General features: G+C 72.3%; 17 protein-coding genes and 2 pseudogenes. 12 read left to right on the forward strand and 7 right to left on the reverse strand.

Translation table 11 applies throughout. The features are described 5' to 3' along the window. Positions 1–38: 38 nt before the first annotated feature. Positions 39–254 (reverse strand): hypothetical protein, encoded by a 216-nt coding sequence (locus tag ACZ6D7_RS07620; protein WP_469485017.1) that lies wholly within the window; start codon positions 252–254, stop codon positions 39–41. A gap of 46 nt (positions 255–300) precedes the next feature. Then, a pseudogene (locus ACZ6D7_RS07625) lies at positions 301–636 on the reverse strand (coagulation factor 5/8 type domain-containing protein); the annotation flags it as partial. A 98-nt stretch (positions 637–734) separates the two neighbouring features. Between ACZ6D7_RS07625 and ACZ6D7_RS07630 the strand changes: the two are divergent. Genes ACZ6D7_RS07630 through ACZ6D7_RS07645 form a run of 4 tightly spaced genes read left to right on the forward strand, consistent with a single transcriptional unit; the run spans position 735 to position 5,299 of the window. After that, positions 735–2,054, forward strand: coding sequence for an ABC transporter substrate-binding protein (locus ACZ6D7_RS07630; RefSeq protein ID WP_469485019.1), 1,320 nt, complete (start codon positions 735–737; stop codon positions 2,052–2,054). Further along, positions 2,054–3,037 carry a carbohydrate ABC transporter permease gene (locus ACZ6D7_RS07635; RefSeq protein ID WP_469485022.1) on the forward strand — a complete coding sequence of 328 codons (984 nt, stop codon included), beginning with the start codon at positions 2,054–2,056 and terminating at the stop codon, positions 3,035–3,037. Before ACZ6D7_RS07630 ends, ACZ6D7_RS07635 begins: the two co-directional genes overlap by 1 nt. Positions 3,038–3,071: 34 nt before the next feature. Then, positions 3,072–3,911, forward strand: a complete 840-nt coding sequence (locus ACZ6D7_RS07640; RefSeq protein WP_469486008.1) for a carbohydrate ABC transporter permease — start codon at positions 3,072–3,074, stop codon at positions 3,909–3,911. A 29-nt stretch (positions 3,912–3,940) separates the two neighbouring features. Continuing rightward, on the forward strand, positions 3,941–5,299 hold the full coding sequence (locus ACZ6D7_RS07645) for a GH1 family beta-glucosidase (protein WP_469485025.1): 1,359 nt from the start codon (positions 3,941–3,943) through the stop codon (positions 5,297–5,299). Between the two features lie 338 nt (positions 5,300–5,637). Here ACZ6D7_RS07645 and ACZ6D7_RS07650 read toward each other — a convergent pair whose 3' ends face one another. Together ACZ6D7_RS07650 and ACZ6D7_RS07655 are read right to left on the reverse strand one after the other, a co-directional pair. Then, positions 5,638–6,333, reverse strand: a complete 696-nt coding sequence (locus tag ACZ6D7_RS07650; protein ID WP_469485028.1) for a hypothetical protein — start codon at positions 6,331–6,333, stop codon at positions 5,638–5,640. A gap of 27 nt (positions 6,334–6,360) precedes the next feature. After that, positions 6,361–7,851 (reverse strand): hypothetical protein, encoded by a 1,491-nt coding sequence (locus ACZ6D7_RS07655; RefSeq protein WP_469485031.1) that lies wholly within the window; start codon positions 7,849–7,851, stop codon positions 6,361–6,363. 311 nt (positions 7,852–8,162) lie between these two features. Here ACZ6D7_RS07655 and ACZ6D7_RS07660 point away from each other — a divergent pair, with 311 nt between their 5' ends. The 3 genes and pseudogenes from ACZ6D7_RS07660 to ACZ6D7_RS07670 all read left to right on the forward strand — a co-directional run bounded on the left by ACZ6D7_RS07660 (position 8,163) and on the right by ACZ6D7_RS07670 (position 9,618). After that, positions 8,163–8,702, forward strand: coding sequence for a hypothetical protein (locus tag ACZ6D7_RS07660; RefSeq protein ID WP_469485033.1), 540 nt, complete (start codon positions 8,163–8,165; stop codon positions 8,700–8,702). 89 nt (positions 8,703–8,791) lie between these two features. Further along, positions 8,792–8,960 (forward strand): annotated as a pseudogene (locus ACZ6D7_RS07665) (WXG100 family type VII secretion target); the annotation flags it as partial. Between the two features lie 91 nt (positions 8,961–9,051). Beyond that, on the forward strand, positions 9,052–9,618 hold the full coding sequence (locus tag ACZ6D7_RS07670; RefSeq protein ID WP_469485035.1) for a hypothetical protein: 567 nt from the start codon (positions 9,052–9,054) through the stop codon (positions 9,616–9,618). 304 nt (positions 9,619–9,922) lie between these two features. Here the strand turns inward: ACZ6D7_RS07670 and ACZ6D7_RS07675 are convergent, their stop codons facing one another. Next, the gene (locus ACZ6D7_RS07675) at positions 9,923–10,315 is read right to left on the reverse strand and encodes an SCO5389 family protein (protein WP_469485038.1); all 393 of its coding nucleotides are present in this window, start codon (positions 10,313–10,315) and stop codon (positions 9,923–9,925) included. A 39-nt stretch (positions 10,316–10,354) separates the two neighbouring features. Beyond that, positions 10,355–11,302, reverse strand: coding sequence for an ATP-binding protein (locus ACZ6D7_RS07680; RefSeq protein ID WP_469485041.1), 948 nt, complete (start codon positions 11,300–11,302; stop codon positions 10,355–10,357). A gap of 163 nt (positions 11,303–11,465) precedes the next feature. Here ACZ6D7_RS07680 and ACZ6D7_RS07685 point away from each other — a divergent pair, with 163 nt between their 5' ends. Genes ACZ6D7_RS07685 through ACZ6D7_RS07700 form a run of 4 tightly spaced genes read left to right on the forward strand, consistent with a single transcriptional unit; the run spans position 11,466 to position 16,566 of the window. After that, positions 11,466–12,047 (forward strand): GNAT family N-acetyltransferase, encoded by a 582-nt coding sequence (locus ACZ6D7_RS07685; RefSeq protein ID WP_469485045.1) that lies wholly within the window; start codon positions 11,466–11,468, stop codon positions 12,045–12,047. 11 nt (positions 12,048–12,058) lie between these two features. Then, complete coding sequence (locus tag ACZ6D7_RS07690; protein WP_469485047.1) at positions 12,059–13,570, forward strand: ABC transporter substrate-binding protein; 1,512 nt, start codon at positions 12,059–12,061, stop codon at positions 13,568–13,570. Between the two features lie 3 nt (positions 13,571–13,573). Then, positions 13,574–15,343, forward strand: coding sequence for an ABC transporter permease subunit (locus ACZ6D7_RS07695; protein ID WP_469485050.1), 1,770 nt, complete (start codon positions 13,574–13,576; stop codon positions 15,341–15,343). Continuing rightward, positions 15,340–16,566 carry an MDR family MFS transporter gene (locus ACZ6D7_RS07700; RefSeq protein WP_469485055.1) on the forward strand — a complete coding sequence of 409 codons (1,227 nt, stop codon included), beginning with the start codon at positions 15,340–15,342 and terminating at the stop codon, positions 16,564–16,566. The genes ACZ6D7_RS07695 and ACZ6D7_RS07700 overlap by 4 nt, the downstream gene beginning before the upstream one ends. A gap of 287 nt (positions 16,567–16,853) precedes the next feature. Here the strand turns inward: ACZ6D7_RS07700 and ACZ6D7_RS07705 are convergent, their stop codons facing one another. Next, the gene (locus ACZ6D7_RS07705) at positions 16,854–17,609 is read right to left on the reverse strand and encodes a CDP-alcohol phosphatidyltransferase family protein (protein WP_469485058.1); all 756 of its coding nucleotides are present in this window, start codon (positions 17,607–17,609) and stop codon (positions 16,854–16,856) included. Between the two features lie 107 nt (positions 17,610–17,716). Between ACZ6D7_RS07705 and ACZ6D7_RS07710 the strand changes: the two genes are divergently transcribed. Beyond that, a complete protein-coding gene (locus tag ACZ6D7_RS07710) occupies positions 17,717–18,697 on the forward strand; it encodes a zinc-dependent alcohol dehydrogenase (protein WP_469485061.1) in 981 nt (326 codons plus the stop codon). The last annotated feature ends 110 nt before the right edge of the window (positions 18,698–18,807 follow it).

The raw sequence follows: 18,807 nt of genomic DNA on the forward strand, positions 1-18,807 counted from the left end.
CGCACCGGGCGCACCGGGCGCACCGTGCGCGCCCGGCGTCACGTCCGGCAGCGAGTGGACCAGCCGCCCGCCGGCGTCAGCCGCTCTCCGCCGGCCCGTACGACGACGAGCCCGCCGTCCTCGAAGCCGATGCGGTCACCGGCGGCCAGGAAGAGCGGGCTCGCCAGTTCGAAGGCGTGGCCGTCGTCGGTCTCGAGGTCCTCCACCAGGACCGACCGCGAGAGCGGAGTGGTCCCGTCGGCTGTCAGGCGCATGCCGAGATGGTCCCACGCGGCCCGGCGCTCGCGTCGGCCCGTCGGCTCAGGGGTACGACACCACCGTCGACGGCACCGTGGAGGTTCCCGACGTAGGGGTGCCGGTGTCGTTGATGACGGCCTCGTACTGGCCGTTGCCGCCGAGGGAGACCACCAGCAGGTCGTGGAACTTCACGCCCGGCGTGTTCGGGGCGGCGAAGCCGTGGTGCTGCACGATCGTCGGGTCGACGTTGTAGTAGCAGTAGCTGCCCAGCCCCCAGCCCTCGTGGCTGGTCACCCCGTCGCCGACCCGGTAGGCGGCGTAGCCCTTGACCGCGCCGTTCTGGATCGCGGCCTGGTTCGGGGCGTCGTACGCCTTCTCGTTCTGGAAGAGGGGCGACCGACTTGCGCGAGCATCGTCGAAACCCTTGACGCGGTCGCGTTCCGAGGTTTAACTCACGTCCTAAATTAAGCCCTGATGACACAACCGGGAGCCGACCCATGCGCACCATCCGAGCCGCGGCCGCTGGAGCCGTCGTCCTGTCACTCGCGCTGGCCGCGACGGCCTGCGGAGGCGGAACCTCGACCGACGGCGAGGGCTCCAACAACTCGCCGAAGACGCTGACGTACTGGGCCTCCAACCAGGGCGCGAGCATAGAGATCGACAAGAAGGTGCTCCAGCCGGAGCTGGACAAGTTCGAGAAGCAGACCGGGATCGAGGTGAAACTGGAGGTCGTCCCGTGGTCCGACCTGCTCAACCGGATCCTCACGGCGACGACGTCCGGCCAGGGACCCGACGTGCTGAACATCGGCAACACCTGGTCGGCCTCCCTCCAGGCCACCGGCGCGCTGCTGCCGTGGGGCGAGGCGAACTTCGCCAAGCTCGGCGGCAAGGACCGCTTCGTCGCCTCCGCGCTCGGCTCCACCGGCGCCGAGGGCAAGGACCCGGCCGCGGTGCCGCTGTACTCGATGGCGTACGCGCTCTACTACAACAAGGAGATCTTCGCGGACGCCGGCATCGCGAAGCCGCCGGCCACCTGGGACGAGCTGGTCGCCGACGGCAAGAAGATCCAGGCCAAGGGCAAGCAGGTGCTGGGCGCCGAGGGCGCGAACGTCTCCGAGAACGTCCACCACGTCTTCACCTTCGCCAAGCAGCACGGCGCCGACTTCTTCACCGCCGACGGCAAGCCCGACTTCACCTCCGACGGCGCGGTCACCGCCGTCAAGCAGTACGTCGACCTGATGGCGAAGGACAAGGCGATCCCGCAGGGCAACGCCGAGTACGCCCAGAACCAGTCCGTCAGCGACTTCGCCAAGGGCAGGACGGCGATGCTGCTGTGGCAGTCCGCCTCCGCCAACCTGAAGTCCCAGGGCATGAGCGACGACGCCTACGGGATCGCGCCCGTCCCCGTGCAGTCCGGCGTCCCCGGCACCGGCGAGCAGGTCAACTCCATGGTCGCGGGCATCAACATGGCCGTCTTCAAGAACACCGACAACCTCGACGGGGCCACGGAGTTCGTGAAGTTCATGACCAGCGACGAGGAGCAGAAGATCCTCAACACGGCCTACAGCTCGATCCCGCCGGTCGCGGCCGCCCAGTCCGACGCCGCGTTCAACACCCCCGCCACCGTCGTCCTGAAGGACACCCTCGCCAAGAGCGCCGCGGCGCTGCCCCAGGTCGCCGACGAGTCACAGTTCGAGACCGCCGTCGGTACGGCCGTCAAGGAGCTGTTCGCCGAGGCCGCCGCCGGGCGCCCGGTGACCACGGAGTCGGTGAAGTCCCGCCTCGAGAAGGCCCAGCAGCAGATGCCGGCGGCGTGATGACGACCACGATCGAACGCGGCCGGCCGGGCGTGAGCCCGGTCAAGGCCGCGCCGCCCCGCCGCCGCCCCGGCCGGATCCGCCGGATCGGACTGCCCTATCTGCTGCTCCTGCCCGCCCTGGTCCTGGAACTCCTCGTCCATCTGGTGCCGATGGTGATCGGCATCGTGATGAGCTTCAAGGTGCTCACCCAGTTCTACATCCGGGACTGGGGCACGGCCCCCTGGGCGGGCTTCGACAACTACTCGCTGGCGGTGGACTTCAACGCCCCCGTCGGCGAGGCCCTGCTGCACTCGTTCCTCGTCACGGTCGCCTTCACGCTGCTCTCCGTCGCCCTGTGCTGGCTGATCGGCACCGCGGCCGCGATCTTCATGCAGGACACCTTCCGCGGCCGCGGACTGCTGCGGGCCCTCTTCCTGGTGCCGTACGCGCTGCCGGTCTACGCGGCCGTGATCACCTGGGTGTTCATGTTCCAGCACGACAACGGCCTGGTGAACCACGTCCTGCACGACCAGCTGGGCGTCACCGACAAGCCGTCCTTCTGGCTGATCGGCGACAACAGCTTCTGGGCGCTGCTGACCGTGTCGGTGTGGAAGGGCTGGCCGTTCGCCTTCTTGATCGTGATGGCCGGCCTCCAGAACATCCCCCGGGAGCTGTACGAGGCGGCGGCCCTGGACGGCGCCGGGGTGTGGCAGCAGATCCGCCGCATCACCCTGCCGTCGCTCGGCCCCGTCAACCAGGTGCTGGTGCTGGTGCTGTTCCTGTGGACGTTCAACGACTTCAACACGCCGTACGTCCTGTTCGGCAGGGCGGCGCCCGAGGCGGCGGACCTCATCTCGGTCCACATCTACCAGGCGTCCTTCGTCACCTGGAACTTCGGCTCCGGGTCCGCGATGTCCGTCCTGCTGCTGCTCTTCCTGCTGACCGTGACCGGGGTGTACCTCGCGGTCACCTCGCGCGGACGGAGGCCCGCCGATGCCTGACACCTCCACGGCGCCCGTGGCGCGCAACTCGCCCATGGCGCCCCCGCGTTCGTTCCTGTGGTCGCGGCGGATCTTCCTCACCCTGCTCACCGGCTTCGTCCTGGTGCCGGTGTACGTGATGATCTCCAGCTCGCTGAAGCCCCTGGCGGACGTCACGGGGAAGTTCCGCTGGCTGCCGAGCGAACTGACGATCCGTCCGTACATCGACATCTGGTCGACCGTCCCGCTCGCCCGGTACTTCGTGAACTCGCTGATCGTGGCGGGCGCGGCGACGGTCTGCTCGGTGGTGATCGCGGTCTTCAGCGCCTACGCCGTCAGCCGCTACAGCTTCCGGGGCAAGCGCGTCTTCACGGTGACCGTGCTGTCCACGCAGATGTTCCCCGGCATCCTCTTCCTCCTGCCGCTCTTCCTCCTCTACGTCAACATCGGCAACGCCACCGGCATCGCCCTGTTCGGCTCGCGCGGCGGGCTGATCCTGACGTATCTGACGTTCTCCCTCCCCTTCTCCATCTGGATGCTGATCGGATACTTCGACTCGGTGCCGCGCGACCTGGACGAGGCGGCGCTGGTCGACGGCTGCGGGCCGCTCGGCGCGCTGTTCCGGGTCGTGGTGCCGGCCGCGATCCCCGGGATCGTCGCCGTCGCCGTCTACGCCTTCATGACGGCCTGGGGCGAGGTGCTGTTCGCCTCCGTCATGACCAACGAGACCACCCGCACGCTCGCCGTCGGACTCCAGGGCTACTCCACCCTCAACGACGTCTACTGGAACCAGATCATGGCCGCCTCGCTGGTCGTCAGCGTGCCCGTGGTGGCCGGCTTCCTGCTGCTCCAGCGCTATCTCGTGGCCGGGCTGACGGCCGGAGCCGTCAAGTGACCAACTCCCTTGAACACGAAGGAACTCACGTGAGCATCGACCTCGCCGCACTCCCGCACGACTTCCTGTGGGGCACGGCCACCTCGGCGTACCAGATCGAGGGAGCCGTGGCGGAGGACGGCCGTTCCCCGTCGATCTGGGACACCTTCGCGCACACCCCGGGCAAGACCGCGGGCGGCGACCACGGCGACCTCGCCTGCGACCACTACCACCGCTGGCGCGAGGACATCGCCGTGATGCGCGAACTCGGCGTGAACGCCTACCGGTTGTCGGTGGCCTGGCCCCGGGTGGTGCCGGGCGGCGACGGCCCGGTCAACGCCAAGGGCCTCGCCTTCTACGACGAGTTGACCGACGCGCTGCTCGCGGCGGGCATCACGCCCTCCGTCACCCTCTACCACTGGGACCTGCCGCAGGTCCTCCAGGACCGCGGCGGCTGGCCCGAGCGGGACACGGCGGAGCACTTCGCCGCGTACGCCTCGGCCGTCGCCGAGCGGCTCGGCGACCGGGTCGGCCACTGGGCCACCCTGAACGAGCCCCTGTGCTCGGCGTGGATCGGCCATCTGGAAGGGCTGATGGCACCCGGCCTGACCGACCTCACGGCGGCGGTCCGCGCCTCCTACCACCTGCTGCTCGGCCACGGCCTCGCCGCGCAGGCCATCCGTGCGGCGGCCCCGCGCGCGGAGGTCGGCATCGTCAACAACCTCTCGACCGTGCACGCGGCGACCGACCGGCCCGAGGACCTCGCCGCCGCCCGCCGCATGGACGGCCACACCAACCGCTGGTGGCTCGACCCGGTCCACGGCCGCGGCTTCCCGGCGGACATGCGGGAGCTGTACGGCGTCGAACTCCCGGAGAAGCCGGGCGACCTGGAGACCATCGCCCAGCCGCTCGACTGGCTGGGCCTGAACTACTACTTCCCGGTGACGGTGGCCGACGACCCCGACGGCCCGGTCCCGCACGCCCGTTCCCTCCGCAAGCCCGATGTCCCGCGCACCGGCATGGACTGGGAGGTCGACGCGAGCGGCATCGAGACGCTGCTGCTGCGGCTGACCGACGAGTACGGCGCGCGCCGGCTGTACGTCACCGAGAACGGCTCCTCCTACCCGGACGCCGTACGCCCCGACGGCACGGTCGACGACCCGGAACGCCAGGCCTATCTGACCGCCCACCTCGCCGCCTGCGCCTCCGCCGCCCGCAAGGGCGCCCCGCTGGCCGGCTACTTCGCCTGGTCGCTGCTGGACAACTTCGAGTGGGCGTACGGCTACGAGAAGCGGTTCGGGCTCGTCCACGTCGACTACGCGACGCAGGCCCGGACGATCAAGGGAAGCGGGCGGCACTACGCGGACATCGTCCGCAGGCATCGGGAGGGGGTGCGCAAGGTGGCCTGAGGCTGCCGGAAGCGCCCTTGAGGTGACGAGGCCGACTGCGGCCGCCCGAGAAACGGCCTCCGTGGCCGGTGGGTGCGGGAGCCCGCCGGTCACGGAGGCGCCAGCCTGCCCGTTCACCCCCTGAAGTGTCAGGATCACGTCATCTCGGATCAAGGAGAGCCGCATGCCCGACCCCACCCGCCGCATGCCCACCCGCGCCCTGGTGAGTGCCCTCGCGACCCTGTCCCTGCTGGCCGGTGCCGGGTTCGGGTGGAGCAGAAGGGGTGAACGGCTGAGGGGCCCGCGCCGGCCGCGGGCCCCTTCAGCACATCTGCGAGCCGTACGGTGTCGAAGAGCCGTCAGTTGGCCAGACCGACCCGCTCGACGTGGGCGACCTTCACGGACTCGATGTCGGACAGCGTGTGGTCGCCCTCCAGCTCGACGTATTCGTCGAACTCCCCGGTGTCGGCGTCGGTCTTGCCGGGGCGCAGGTGCGTCGCGCTGACGTACGCCTGGCCGACGAAGTCGCCGTCCTCGTCGAAGCCGTTCACGATCACGGCGTAGTTGGCCGGCTCGTCACCCTTGTTCGTGATCTTGTAGACGAACTCGTACGCCGTGGTGGCGTCGCAGTCGTTGTACGTGAACTCGTCGGTGTCGTCGCACTCCTCGCCCTCGTCGAGCAGGCTGTTCTCGCTCTCCGTGAGCTTGCCGCCCGACACCTCGACATGGCTCATCGCGTCGTCGCCGTCGGCCAGCGCCCACCAGGCGACCCCTCCACCGGCGAGGAGGGTCAGGACGACGCCGGTGGCGATGAGGACCCCCTTGCGGGAGCGACGCTGCGGGACGGCGGCCGCGGGGAACGGGGGCGGGGGAGCGGCGGGGTACGCGGGGTGGGGCGCGGCCTGGTAGCCGGCGGGCGGCCCAGGGGCAGGGGCAGGGGTCGGCTCAGGGGTCGGGGCCGGGGCCGGCTCGGGGGACGGCACCGGGGTCGGTGTCGCGGGCGATGCCGGAGGGGCGGCATCCGGGTTCGGTCTGTCGGGCGTGTTCTCTGTCATGCGGCGGTTCCTTTGTCGGGAGGGCGGTCAGACGGAGGAGGCGGAGCCCTTGTCCTGGGCGTCCTGTGGGGGGTTCAGGCGGTGGCCGGTTCCGGCCAGCAGCAGGAGGACGGCGAGGACGGCGGCGACACAGGCGGCGACGATGGCGTCGGACTCCTCGGCCGCGAACATGCCGGCGGCGATGAGGGAGAGGAACACCCCAGAAGCCTGATATCCCGTCCCCCGGGGCATCGCTCCGGCGGTCCGCCACCGTCTGCGCGGGATCCACAGACGCAGCAGGTCCGCGGTGGCCGCCAGGGCGAGGAGCGGTGAGGTGACCCTGAGCCACAAAGGAGCCGTCTCGTCCCCCAGCTCGCCCACGCCGACGACGGCCACCAGGCCGAAGCCGATGACGGGCAGCAGCCAGCCGAGGTGCGCGCGGAAGCCGGGGGCGGCGGTGGACGCGGGTGTCGAACCGCTGCTCTCGGCTTTGTCGACGGACGGGCGGGCCGGCTCGTACGGTGTGCGCGCCGTGCGCGGTGTACGCGGTGTACGCGGCTCCTGGGGCGTGCGGGGAGCGGGGACGCCGGGCAGGGCGGGGGCCGGTCGGAGCGCGCGGGTCTGGGCGCGGCGGAGGCGGAGGCCCGCGTCGCCGTACCCGTCCATGTGGGAGGCCAGTTCCGCCTGGAGCACGAGGAGTTGTTCCGCCATGGCGTCGAACTCGGCTCGGCGTTCCGCGGCGAGGCGGGCGGCTTCCTGTTCGGCCGCGGTGAGACGCTCGACGGCCTCGGCGTGCAGGCGCACGGCTTCGGCACGGGCGCCTTCGGCCGTGAGCGGCGCCTGCGCCAGCTCCGCACGGAGACGGGTGCGCTCGGCCTCGATGATCTCGGCGATACGGTGGCGTTCGTCCGGGGGCAACTCGCGCGGGGCGCGGGCCTCGGCCCGGGCGAGGGCCGCCCGGCGCCACTCCATCAAGGGGCGGCCTCGATGTTCGCCGATGCCGTTGATGTGGACCTTGCCGCCGCGGACGCGGTGGATGTAGAGGACCTCGCCGCCCTTGCCGTTGGGGGCCTTGCCCCAGCTGACGCGTTTGAAGTCGGCGGCCGTGCTGATGCCTTGTGCCCCGAGATCGCGGATCAGCCCGCCGCCGATGCCGTTCACCTCGCTCGTGGTGAGGCGCGTGCTGTTGAGGCTGCGCTCGATGGACTCACGGCGCAGGACGGCGAGGGCATGCCGTTCCTGGCTCTCGCGCTTGCCGTCCAGGCCGTTCAGCCGACGAGTGAGGGAACGCTCCTCGCGGGCCAGCCTCTCGTGGATGCGTTGCAGAGCCTTGCCCTCGGTGTCCTCCGCGCGGCGGCGGTCCCGCGCCTCGCGGTTCAGCCGGCGCCGGTCGGCCACCTCGAAGGCGCGGCGCTTGTCGAGGAGGCGACGCAGGGCGCGGACGGCCTCGATCAGGCGGCGGCGTTCGGTGCGTATTTCGGCCGGGTCGGGCGGGAGGTCGGTGGGACCGTCCCGGTGTGCGGTGGTGCTGTCGATCAAGTGGGTCTCGCTCAGGCCGAATCGTGGGACGAGGCGGCCCGATGGGCCGACCGGTCCGGGAGGTCCGCGTACATGTAGACGCGGACTCCTCCGATGTGAAAAAGGTTGCACAAAAGCGTGAAGAAATTGTGCCGTCCCGTGCGGGTGGGACCCGTGGTGCCCGAACTCGGTCGCACCGTCGGGGATGAGCGGCGTGCTCACACGATCGGATGACAATGCTGTCGGCGGGCACGCGGGTGGGCCGCGGTCCGTTGGCTCTTGTGACGGGGGGCTTTCGGCGCTTCCCGCCGACGACGACCACGGGGGTCCAGATGAGCCTGAGGTTCCAGCGCGACGACGACGGCACACTCACCGGTCGCAACACGGAGACGGGCTTCACCGTCACCTCGGCCGACGAGGAGGAGGTGCGGCGGCTGGTGCACGAGGACGCCGGGTGGGAGTACACCCCGCCACCACCCCCGCCGGCGCCCGGCTTCCACCGTTTCGCCCTACTGCACGACGAGTTCGGTGACGGCGCCTTCGGCCACGAGCGGTACGAGGCCCTGCGCCTGCGACCGCCCAGCGGCTGCGAACCGGTCGACTGGGGCGGCTTCGCCCTGAAGTGCGAGCGGCCCGGGCGGACGCTCCTCGAAGCCGTGTCCGACACCGTCACGGAGATCCGCCGTGAGCACGGCCTGGTGATGAACAGCCTGGGCGTCGAGGACCCGGGCGAATGGCTGGGCGACGACAGGAACGGCTACGAGGCCCAGATCGTCGCCCACCTGATGCTGACGGCTGCTCACCGTGCGGCCCTCCTCGGCTACGGGAGGAAGGACCTGGTGCGCCTCCTCGACGCGGCGGGCGCCGCGTAGCGGCCCAGGTACACGAGGACATCGGTACCCACCTGGTCGAACCCCGGACCCCGGCCGCGCGGCACGGACGAGACTCGGGTGCCCGGTGACTGGCCGATGACCTCGACGACATAAGGATCACCTGGACAAGCAGGTCAGGCGAATGACGCGATCGTCGACCGTAACGAGGCGGGTTGGCGAGGACCGGCGGCGACGGCGTACCGCGGGTTCCACCGGGCGGCGGCCGAGGACGCCGTGCGCATCCGCGAAGTGATCCGGTACGACAGCAGCCGCACCCCGCCGTTCACCGCCATGACGTCGATGCCCTCCAAGTCCTGGCTAGCGCCACGCCGAGAAAGGCCAGCACCACATGTCCGTCGACCAAGTCTCTTGGGAAGCCGCGGTACGCCACCTGTTCGAGGACGCGTACCCGTACGACGCCACGGGTCCCCGTCGCCACGAGGACTGGGTCCTCGACGTCCTCGTGCTGATGGCCCGGGCCGTCCCGGATCCGCGGGGCTGGACCGGTCTCGACGACGCGGCGCAGATGCCGGAGCGCGAGGGGTCCCCCACCTACCCGTTCGCCGTCCACCCCCCGGAGTACATCGCCCAGCGTCTCTACGAGATCGACCGGGCCAGCGCCGAGAACCTGCTGCTGGCCCTCACGGACGACTGCTGCACCCTGTCCAACCTGAAGCGCTTCACGGAGAGCGAGGAGGAATTGCGGGCGATGGCCCGCACGATCCTCGCGCGGTACGGGGACGCGGCCACCTGTCACACCAACGTCACCAGGCGCGGCCCTGTGCCCGGCACGCTCGACTTCACGACGTCGCACTGGGGGTACAACCCGCTGAGCGACGTCTACTCGGAGGACTGCGGCCTGATCGTCGTCTCCGACACCGAGGTGGGCATGTTCTGGAACTTCTCCGACTACTGATCCGGCTGCATCGCGGAGGCGGAGCGCCAGCTGCGCGAGTGCAGCCGCAACCCACCGGGCCGCATCCGTCACCAGCTGGGCGAGTTCTACGCGATCCCGGACACCGGGATGCCCCAGTCCGAGATCGGCAGCTGCTCGCCCTTCCCCTGGACGAGGGGGACTACGCCTTGGCGGCCCCGACCTCGGTATGGAGGTCGGCCCGCCCGAGCCGTTTTGTTAGGTCCAGCCCGTGAGGTCCCCGACGAAGTCCGCGTACGAGCGGTTGCTGCCGCGCGGGGAGGGGATCAGCCGGTCTCCTGGGGCGTCAGCAGTCCCGCAGCTCCGCCGACTGGTTCAGCACCTGTGCCCGCAGGGAGGTGAACCGGGCGTAGGTCTCGCCGTCCCGGGAGGCCGGGCGGAAGGCGGCCACGCGGTGGCAGTTCTGGAAGGCCAGGGCGATGCCGAAGTGGCGTTCCAGGCTGCCCCGGATGGCGTCGCTGGCCAGGGCGCGCAGCAGTTGGCCGCGCTCCAGCTCGGAGGGCGGCGGGGTCTGGTTGTCGGCGAACTCGGCGATTCCGGCGTGGAGCCGGGTGGCGAGGGTCTCGACGAGTTCGTAGGCGTACGGGAGGGACGTGCGGACCGTGTCCACGAAGTCCGCCTCGCGAATGTCACCGGCTTCGGCCTCGGCGAGGAGCTTCGGGGAGACGTCGAGAGACATGGATGTCCTGTTCTTGTGGAGAGAGAAGGGGAGGTGAGGTCACGTCAGTGACTGCGGCCCCGGTACGAAGTCCGGGTCCACCTGGGTGGTCAGGTCCTGGCCGGTCGCCGTGTTCGCCCAGGCGTGCGCGTTGCGGAGGTGGAAGTCGACGGCGTGGCGGTGGAGTGTCGCCCAGTCCTTGGTCCGGGCGTCCACGGTCTCGCGCAGGACGGAGAGGGCGTGCCGGTTGGACGACTCCAACGTGCCCTGGGGGCGACCCTGTTCGGCCGAGCGGACCCAGGGGGAGTGGACGAGGTGGGTGAGGAGGTCGTCGCCCACCTCCTCCTTGAGGAAGAGCAGATCGTCCTCGCCGGTCACCTTGTTGCCGACCACGGCGAGCGGGATGCCGAACTCGCGGGCGTGGTCGCGGTACTGGCGGTAGACGGAGACGCCCTTGCGGGTGGGTTCGGCCACCAGGAACGTCATGTCGAAGCGGGCGAACAGCCCGGAGGCAAAGGCGTCGGCGCCGGCGGTCATGTCGACGACGACGTACTCGCCGGGGCCGTCCACCAGGTGCCCGAGGTACAGCTCGACGGCGCCGAGCTTGGAGTGGTAGCAGGCCACCCCCAGGTCGCTCTCGTCGAACGTGCCGGTGACCATCAGCGGTACGCCGCCCACCCGTTGGACGTGGCGGATGTGCAGCTCGTCGTCGCCGAGCAGGCGCAGCAGGTGTGAGCCCCGGCCCGGCGGGGTGGTCTTGGTCATCGCCTCGCGGGAGGCGATCCGCGGGTTGGTGCCGCGCAGCAGGTCCTTGATCTCGCCCAGGTGAGCGGCCAGCGGCGGGGCGGTGAAGGGGCCGGCGGTGGGGTCGAGGGCCTCGGCCAGGTGCTGGTTGATGTCACCGTCGACGGCCAGCACGGGGGCGCCGTCGGCCGCCAGCCCGCGGCAGAACAGGGCCGACAGGGTGGTCTTGCCGCTGCCGCCCTTGCCGACGAACGCGATGCGCATCTATCGGCCCGCCCTTCGGCAGCCCGCCTTGTTGAAAATGAATGTCATGTGGCAAGGTTTAGGCGGAGGTCATGATCGCTGTCAAGTTGAGCCGCGGGGTGGGCGGGAGGGGGTGGAGTGCGTGATGATCAAATGGTTGACGCTTAATGCATATGATGCGCAAGTGCATGACTACCGCGTGAGGCCCGCGGGGCCAGACGACCTCGACGGCGCCCGTGCCGTCATGCTCGACACCGTCTACCGGGACTTCGGCACCGGGTATGTGCCGCGCTGGCACGGCGACATCATCGACCTGGCCGCCGCCTACCTCGCCCCGGTCCGGCACACCCTGCTGGTCGCGCTCGACGGGCCCGACGGCGAGGTGGTCGCCACGGCCGCCCTGGACTCCCGCGGCCCCGCGCACCCGCCGAACCCCCGCCATGTCGCCGAGCGCTTCCCCTCCGGGGTGACCGCCCAACTGCGGCGCGTCTACGTCCGCCCCGAGCACCGCAGGCGCGGTCTGGCCCGGCGGCTGGTCGCCGACCTGCTGGCGTTCGCCGCGGCGGACGGCGGCTACCGCTCCGTCTATCTGCACACCGACCCGGCCGTCGAAGGAGCCGAGGGCTTCTGGCGCTCGCTCGGCGAGGTCGTGCACGACGAGCGCGCCGACCCCGGCGGCGGCCAGGGGATCGTCCACTTCGAAGTCCCCCTCCACGCCCTCGCTCCCACCCCACCCCTCACCATCGCCCCGTCCCCGACCCGCTAGGCCGGTCCCCCATGCGCACTCCCCGCCGTCCGCGGCTCCTCGCCGCCCTCCTGCTCACTCCGCTGCTGACCCCGCTGCTCGCCGGCTGCTTCGCCTCCGGCGGCGACGGCGGTGAGCCGTCCGACGGCAAGGCCGGCTCCCGGCTGCGGGTCGCCCTCGCCTTCCCGCCCGCCGAGCAGCTCTCCCCGTACGGCGCCGACGCCACGATCCTCAGCCGACTCGGTGTCACCGAGGGGCTGACGGCCCTGGACGCCAATGGCGCGGCCGCGCCCGCGCTCGCCGCGTCCTGGCGCCGGGAGGACGACCGCACCTGGCTGTTCACCCTGCGCGAGGCGGTCTTCCAGGACGGCACCGGCCTCACACCCGCCGCGGTCGTCACCGCCCTCGGCCGGGCCACCGAGGCCGAGCCCGCCCCCGCCGCCCTCTCCGGCGTCACCCTCACGGCCGAGGCCGAGGGCACCACGGGCGTACGGATCACCACCGCCGACCCCGATCCGGTTCTGCCGCTGCGGCTGTCCAGCCCGAGCCTGGCGATCCTCGCGCCGAAGGCGTACACGAAGAAGGACGCCGTCGACCCGGTCGGCACCGCCACCGGCCCCTTCGAACTGACCAAGGTCACCGGCACCACCTCCGCCGGCCTCGACCGCTTCGACGACTACTGGGGCGGGCGCGCCCAGTCCGCCGGGATCGACGCGCGCTTCATCGCCGACGGCACCGCCCGCGCCAACGCCCTGCGCACCGGCCAGGTCGACCTCGCCGAGGCGATCCCCGTCGCCCAGGCCGCCACCCTCGACACGGACACCCGCCGGGAGACCGCGACCACCCGCACCACCAGCCTGCTCCTCAACACGAAGTCGGACGTGTTCAAGGACGCCTCGCTGCGCGCCGCCGCCCGCGCCGCCGTCGACCCCTCCGCCCTCGCCAAGGGTGTCTACGAGGGACACGCCGACGCGGGAGCCGGCATCTACGGCCCCGCCGTCACCTGGGCCGAGGGCAAGCGGAAGGCACCCGCCGGGCGGGCGAAGGCCGGTGACCCCGACGGCGCCTCGATCACCCTCGCGACCTACGACAACCGGCCCGAACTCCCGGAGGTCGCCCAGGTGCTGAAGCAGCAGCTGGAGAAGGCCGGGTTCGCGGTGAAGCTGGAGGTGCGCGAGTACGCGCGGCTGGAGAGCGACGCCCTGGCCGGGAAGTTCGACGCCTTCGTCGGCGCCCGCAACAGCCTCCTCGACACCGGGGACCCCGTCTCCCTCCTCGCCAGTGACTTCACCTGCGACGGCGGCTACAACCTCGCCCTGCTCTGCGACAAGGACGTCGACAGGGCCGTGGCCAAGGCACAGTCGGTCTCCGACACCGACCGGCGCCAGGACGCCGCCATGACCGCCGAGGCGGCGATCCTCGGCACCGACGCCGTGGTCCCGCTGGTCCACCAGAGGGTCGTCACCGGCGTCGGCGCGACGGTCGGCGGCGCGCTCCTCGACCCGTACGAGCGCACCCTCGTCGGCACCGGCACCAGGCGCTGACGCATGGGGAACAGGGTGGGCGCGCTGCTGTGGCGCGCCGGACTGGCCGCGCTGCTGGTGTGCGGGATCGGGCTGCTGCCCTGGCTCTCGCACACCGACCCGGCGCTGACCGTCCTCAAAGCGCGCTCCGCCGACCGGGATCCCACCCCCGAGGCGCTCGCCGCCGTCCGGGCCGGACTCGGCCTGGACGACGGCCCCTTGCACCTTCTCGCGCAGTGGCTCGGCGGGCTGCCGCGCGGGGACGCCGGGCGGTCGTGGATCTCCGGCGCCGAGGTCACGCCCGCCGTGCTCCACGCCCTGGGCGTCTCCCTGCTGCTGGTGACGGTGGCCCTCGTCGTGGCCGCCGGCACGGCCGCCGCGGTCTGCGCCCGCACCCTGTACCTCGGCGCGCACCGGCGCCTGGACGGACGGCCGCCCGGCGGCAGCGGATCCGCCGCGCTCGCCGCGCTGCCCGAGTTCCTCACCGCGTCCGTCCTCGCCACCGTCGTGGGCGTGCAGCTCGGCTGGCTGCCCGCCCTCGGCTGGTACGGGCCGCAGTGGACCGTCCTGCCCGCGCTCGCCCTCGGCCTGCCCGCCGGAGCGGTGCTCGGACGGCTCCTCGACGACCAACTGCCCGCCGCCTTCACCGAACCCTGGGCACTGGCCGCCGCCGCGCGCGGACTGCCCGGCCGCACCATCGCCCGCCAGGCACTGCGCCGCAGCGTGCCCGGACTCCTGCCCAACCTCGGGCTGTTCGTCGTCGGCCTGGCCGGCGGATCCGTCGCCGTGGAACAGATCTTCGACATCCCCGGCCTCGGCCGCACCACCCTCCAGGCCGCGCTCGCCCAGGACCTGCCCGTCCTCCAGGCCGGCACCCTCGCCCTCGTGCTGCTCGCCGCCGCCGCGACCGGCGCCGCACGTCTCGCCGCCCGGCTGCTCATCGGCCCCGCCCTGCGCGACGGAGCCCTCGCGAGCCTGCACCGCCCGGCCCCGCCCGCCGGCACGGTCCTGCCGCTCGTCCACGGCGCCCTGCTGCTCGCCGTCGTCGCCGCCGGTCTGCCCCGGGACCCGCTCGCCCTCGACACCGGCGCCCGGCTCCAAAGCCCGTCCGCCGCCCACCCGTTCGGCACCGACGCGCTCGGCCGGGACATGCTCGCGCGGGTCGCCCACGGCGCCCTCGACACCCTCCTCCTCGCCCTGGCCATCACCGCGATCGCGCTCACGGCCGGGGTCCTGCTGGGGCTGCTGCCACGGCTGTCGGAGCCGCTCGTCGACACCGTCAACGCGGTGCCGCCCGTGCTCGCCGCCCTCCTCGTCACCGCGCTCTGGGGCAGCGGGGCCACGACACCCGTGGTCGCCGTGTCCGTCGTCGCCTGGGCGCCGCTCGCCGCGCACACCTGCGCACTGCTGAGCCAGGAGCGGGCCACCGTCCACCTCACCGCCACCCGCGCGCTCGGCGCCGGCCGCTGGTACCTGCTGCGGAGCGAACTCCTGCCCGCCGTCCTGCCGCCCGTCGCCCGCCACGCCCTGCTGCGCCTTCCCGGCATCGCCCTCGCCCTCGCCTCCCTCGGCTTCCTCGGCCTGGGCGCCCAGCCGCCGTCCCCCGAATGGGGCCTGCTGCTCGCCGAGAACCAGCCCTACGCCGAGCGCGCCCCCTGGGCCGTCCTCGCCCCCGCCACCGTCCTCGCCCTGCTCGGCGCCCTCGCGGTCACCGCGGCCGGCGGACTCAAGCGCCCCAGCCGCGGACAGGCGCCACGGCCCGTCACCGCACCGGAACCGGTGGGCGCCCGATGACCACCCTCGCCCCGCGCCGCACCACCGAGGCCCGGCTCTCACCGCTGCTCAGACTGCTGATCCTCACTCAGCTCGCCTTCAACATCGGCTTCTTCGCCGTGCTGCCCTTCCTCGCCGAGCACCTGGGCGGCGCGGTCGGCCTCGCGGGCTGGCTCGTCGGGTTCGTGCTGGGGCTGCGCACCTTCAGCCAGCAGGGGCTGTTCGTGGTCGGCGGGGCGCTGGCCGACCGGTACGGCATCCGGCCCGTCGTCCTCGCCGGCTGCGCGCTGCGCGTCGCCGGATTCGGCTGGCTCGGGTACGCCGAACAGGCCTGGTCGGTGATCGGCGCGGTGCTGCTCATCGGCTTCGCGGCCGCGCTGTTCTCGCCCGCCGTCGAGTCCGAGGTGGCCCGGCAGGCCGTCGTGCGGGAGGAGTCCGGCGGCGGATCACGGACCCGGGTGCTGGCGCTGTTCACGGTCGCCGGACAGGCCGGCGCGTTCGTCGGACCGCTGCTCGGCGCGGTGCTGCTGTCGGTCGACTTCCGGGCGGTGTGCCTCACCGGAGCCGGGATCTTCGTCCTCGTCCTCGCCGGGCACGCCCGGCTGCTGCCGCAGCACATACCCGGCCGGGAACCGGTCCGCGTCCGCGGCGGCCTCGGCCCGCTGCTGCGCAACCGCCGCTTCCTCGCCCTGTGCTGCGCGTACGGCGCCTACCTCCTCGCCTACAACCAGCTCTATCTCGCCCTGCCCGCCGAGGTGGAGCGCGCCGTCGGCTCGCAGGCGCCGCTGGCCTGGCTGTTCGCGCTGTCCTCGCTGCTGGTGGTGACCGCGCAGCTGCCCGTCACCCGCCGGGTGGGCGAACGGCTCAGCCCGCGCCGCTCCATGGCGGCCGGGCTGGCGCTGATCGCCGCCGGATTCGCGGTCGTGGCCGCCGCCCTGCCCGCCGGCCGGACCGGCACGGCCGCGCTGGCGCCCGCGGCCGGTTTCGTCGTGCTGCTCACCCTCGGCCAGATGCTCGTCGCGCCCGCCGCCCGCGCCTGGGTCCCCGACCTCGCCGAGGACGGCCGGCTCGGCCTCTACACCGGCGCCCTGTCCTCGGTCTCCGGGATCGTCGTGCTGCTCGGCAGCGCGGCCACCGGCACCCTCCTCGACACCGGGCTGCCCGCCGCCGTGCCCTGGCTGCTGCTGGCCGCCGTACCGGCCGCCGCGATCGCCCTGCTGCCCCGGGACCCCGCGAGGGCGTGAACGGGGGAGCGGCAGAACCCCGCCAACGTCCTGGAACTCCTGAAACTCCTGAAACTCACCGCGACGAGCGACACCGACAGCGCCTCCGCACCGGCCGACTCACGTGACTCCACCGCCCGCGGCCTCGGGATCGCGGCCGCCGCCTTCGCCGTCGTACGGACGCGGCCGGCGCGGGCGTAGCGGCACGCGGAAGGGCCCGTACCGTCCGCTGACGGTGCGGGCCCTTTCCTCCGTGACGGCCTGACGGCCTGACGGCCTGACGGTTCTGACGGCCTGACGGCGTGCGGTCAGACGAGTTCCAGCACCCGTTCCGCCGGGACCGTCTCCGTGACCCGCGAGGTCCGCCACAGCCACAGCACGTCACGGCCGAACGACCAGAGCAGGGATCCCAGGGCCAGCAGAGCGACGGCGAAGTTGCCCGCGTACGGCAGCAGATCGGCACCCGCCACCAGGAGGCAGATGCCCTGGAGCGCGGCGACGGTCTTGCGGGCCATGCTCGGCGGGAGCGGGTTGTTCAGCCACGGCGCGACCCGGGCCGCCGCGACGAACCCGTAGCGCATCCCGCCGATCAGCAGGACCCACGGGCCCAGGTCCATCGAGACGTACACGCTGAGCACCAGGATCAGGAACGCGTCGACCTCCATGTCGAACCGCGCGCCGAGGGCCGTCGAGGTGCCCGTGCGCCGGGCGACCTTGCCGTCGACGCCGTCCAGCAGCAGGGCCACGGCGGTCAGACCGACCAGCAGGGTCACCGGCGGGGTGCTCTCGAAGGAGTCGGCGACCAGCGCGGTCACCCCGCCGACCAGCGTGGCGCGGCCCAGGGTGACCCGGTTGGCCGGGCCGAAGGAGCGCAGCTGCGAGCGGTGCAGAGCCCGGGAGAGCGATGCCCACAGGGCGACGGCGAAGACGAGGCCGGTGATCCAGCCCGCCGTCCCCATGCCGATCGCCGAGCCGAGCAGGGCCAGCACCAGGATCTGTACGCCCGCTCCCACAGCGGTCTCCTGCTGGACCAGCCTTGCGTCGTAAGTGTTGTTCAGGGCCACCGCACATCCTCCGGCCAGGTGACAGAGTCGATCAAGGCCGCGTACTGTGCGCGACCTGTGCACACCTCGGTACGTGCACCACTGGCGGAGCGTTCAGGAGGACGTCGATGAACCGTGCGGCACGCGCGTTCTGGCTCGGCTCGCCGGGCCGGGGCGAGATACGGGACGTCGTCCTGCCGGACCCGGCCGAGGGCGAGGTCGTGGTCCGTTCGCTGTACTCCGGCGTGAGCCGCGGCACGGAGACGCTCGTCTTCCGCGGCGGGGTGCCGGAGAGTCAGCACGCGGTGATGCGGGCGCCCTTCCAGGAGGGCGACTTCCCGGCACCCGTGAAGTACGGCTACCTCAACGTCGGTCTGGTGGAGGAGGGGCCGCGCGACCTCGTCGGGCGGACCGTCTTCTGTCTCTACCCGCACCAGACGCGGTACGTCGTGCCCGCCACCGCCGTGACGCCCGTGCCCGACTCGGTGCCCGCCGCGCGCGCCGTTCTCGCCGGCACCGTGGAGACGGCCGTCAACGCGCTCTGGGACGCGCGGCCGCTGATCGGCGACCGGATCGCGGTGGTCGGCGGCGGCATGGTCGGCTGCTCGGTGGCCGCGCTGCTGGCCCGCTTCCCGGGGGTGCGCGTCCAGTTGGTGGACGCCGATCCGGCGCGGGCGAAGGTCGCCGAGGCGCTCGGGGTCGGCTTCGCCTCCCCGGCGGACGCGCTCGGCGGCTGCGACCTCGTCGTCCACGCCAGCGCCACCGAGCAGGGCCTCGCCCGCTCCCTGGAACTGCTGAGCGCCGAGGGCACCGTCCTCGAACTCAGCTGGTACGGCGACCGGCGGGTGAGCCTCCCGCTCGGCGAGGCGTTCCACTCCCGCCGGCTGGTCATCCGCAGCAGCCAGGTCGGCACCGTCTCCCCACACCGCGCGAACCGCTCCTACGCCGACCGGCTCGCCCTCGCCCTGGAGCTGCTCGCCGATCCGGCGCTCGACGCCCTCGTCACCGGGGAAAGCGCCTTCGAGGAGTTGCCGGAGGTGATGCCGAGGCTCGCGTCGGGGGAGGTCCCCGCGCTGTGTCACCGGGTCAGGTACAGCGCGAGCGCCTGACCTGAGAAAAGAGTGAGATCCGGCTGAACACGGAGCGGCGGAGGGCCGTACTACACGGCATCCCCCGGCGGTCCCGTGCCGGAGGACCAGACGTGCCGCACCTGGAGGGT

The organism is Streptomyces sp. NPDC041784, from assembly GCF_055591025.1.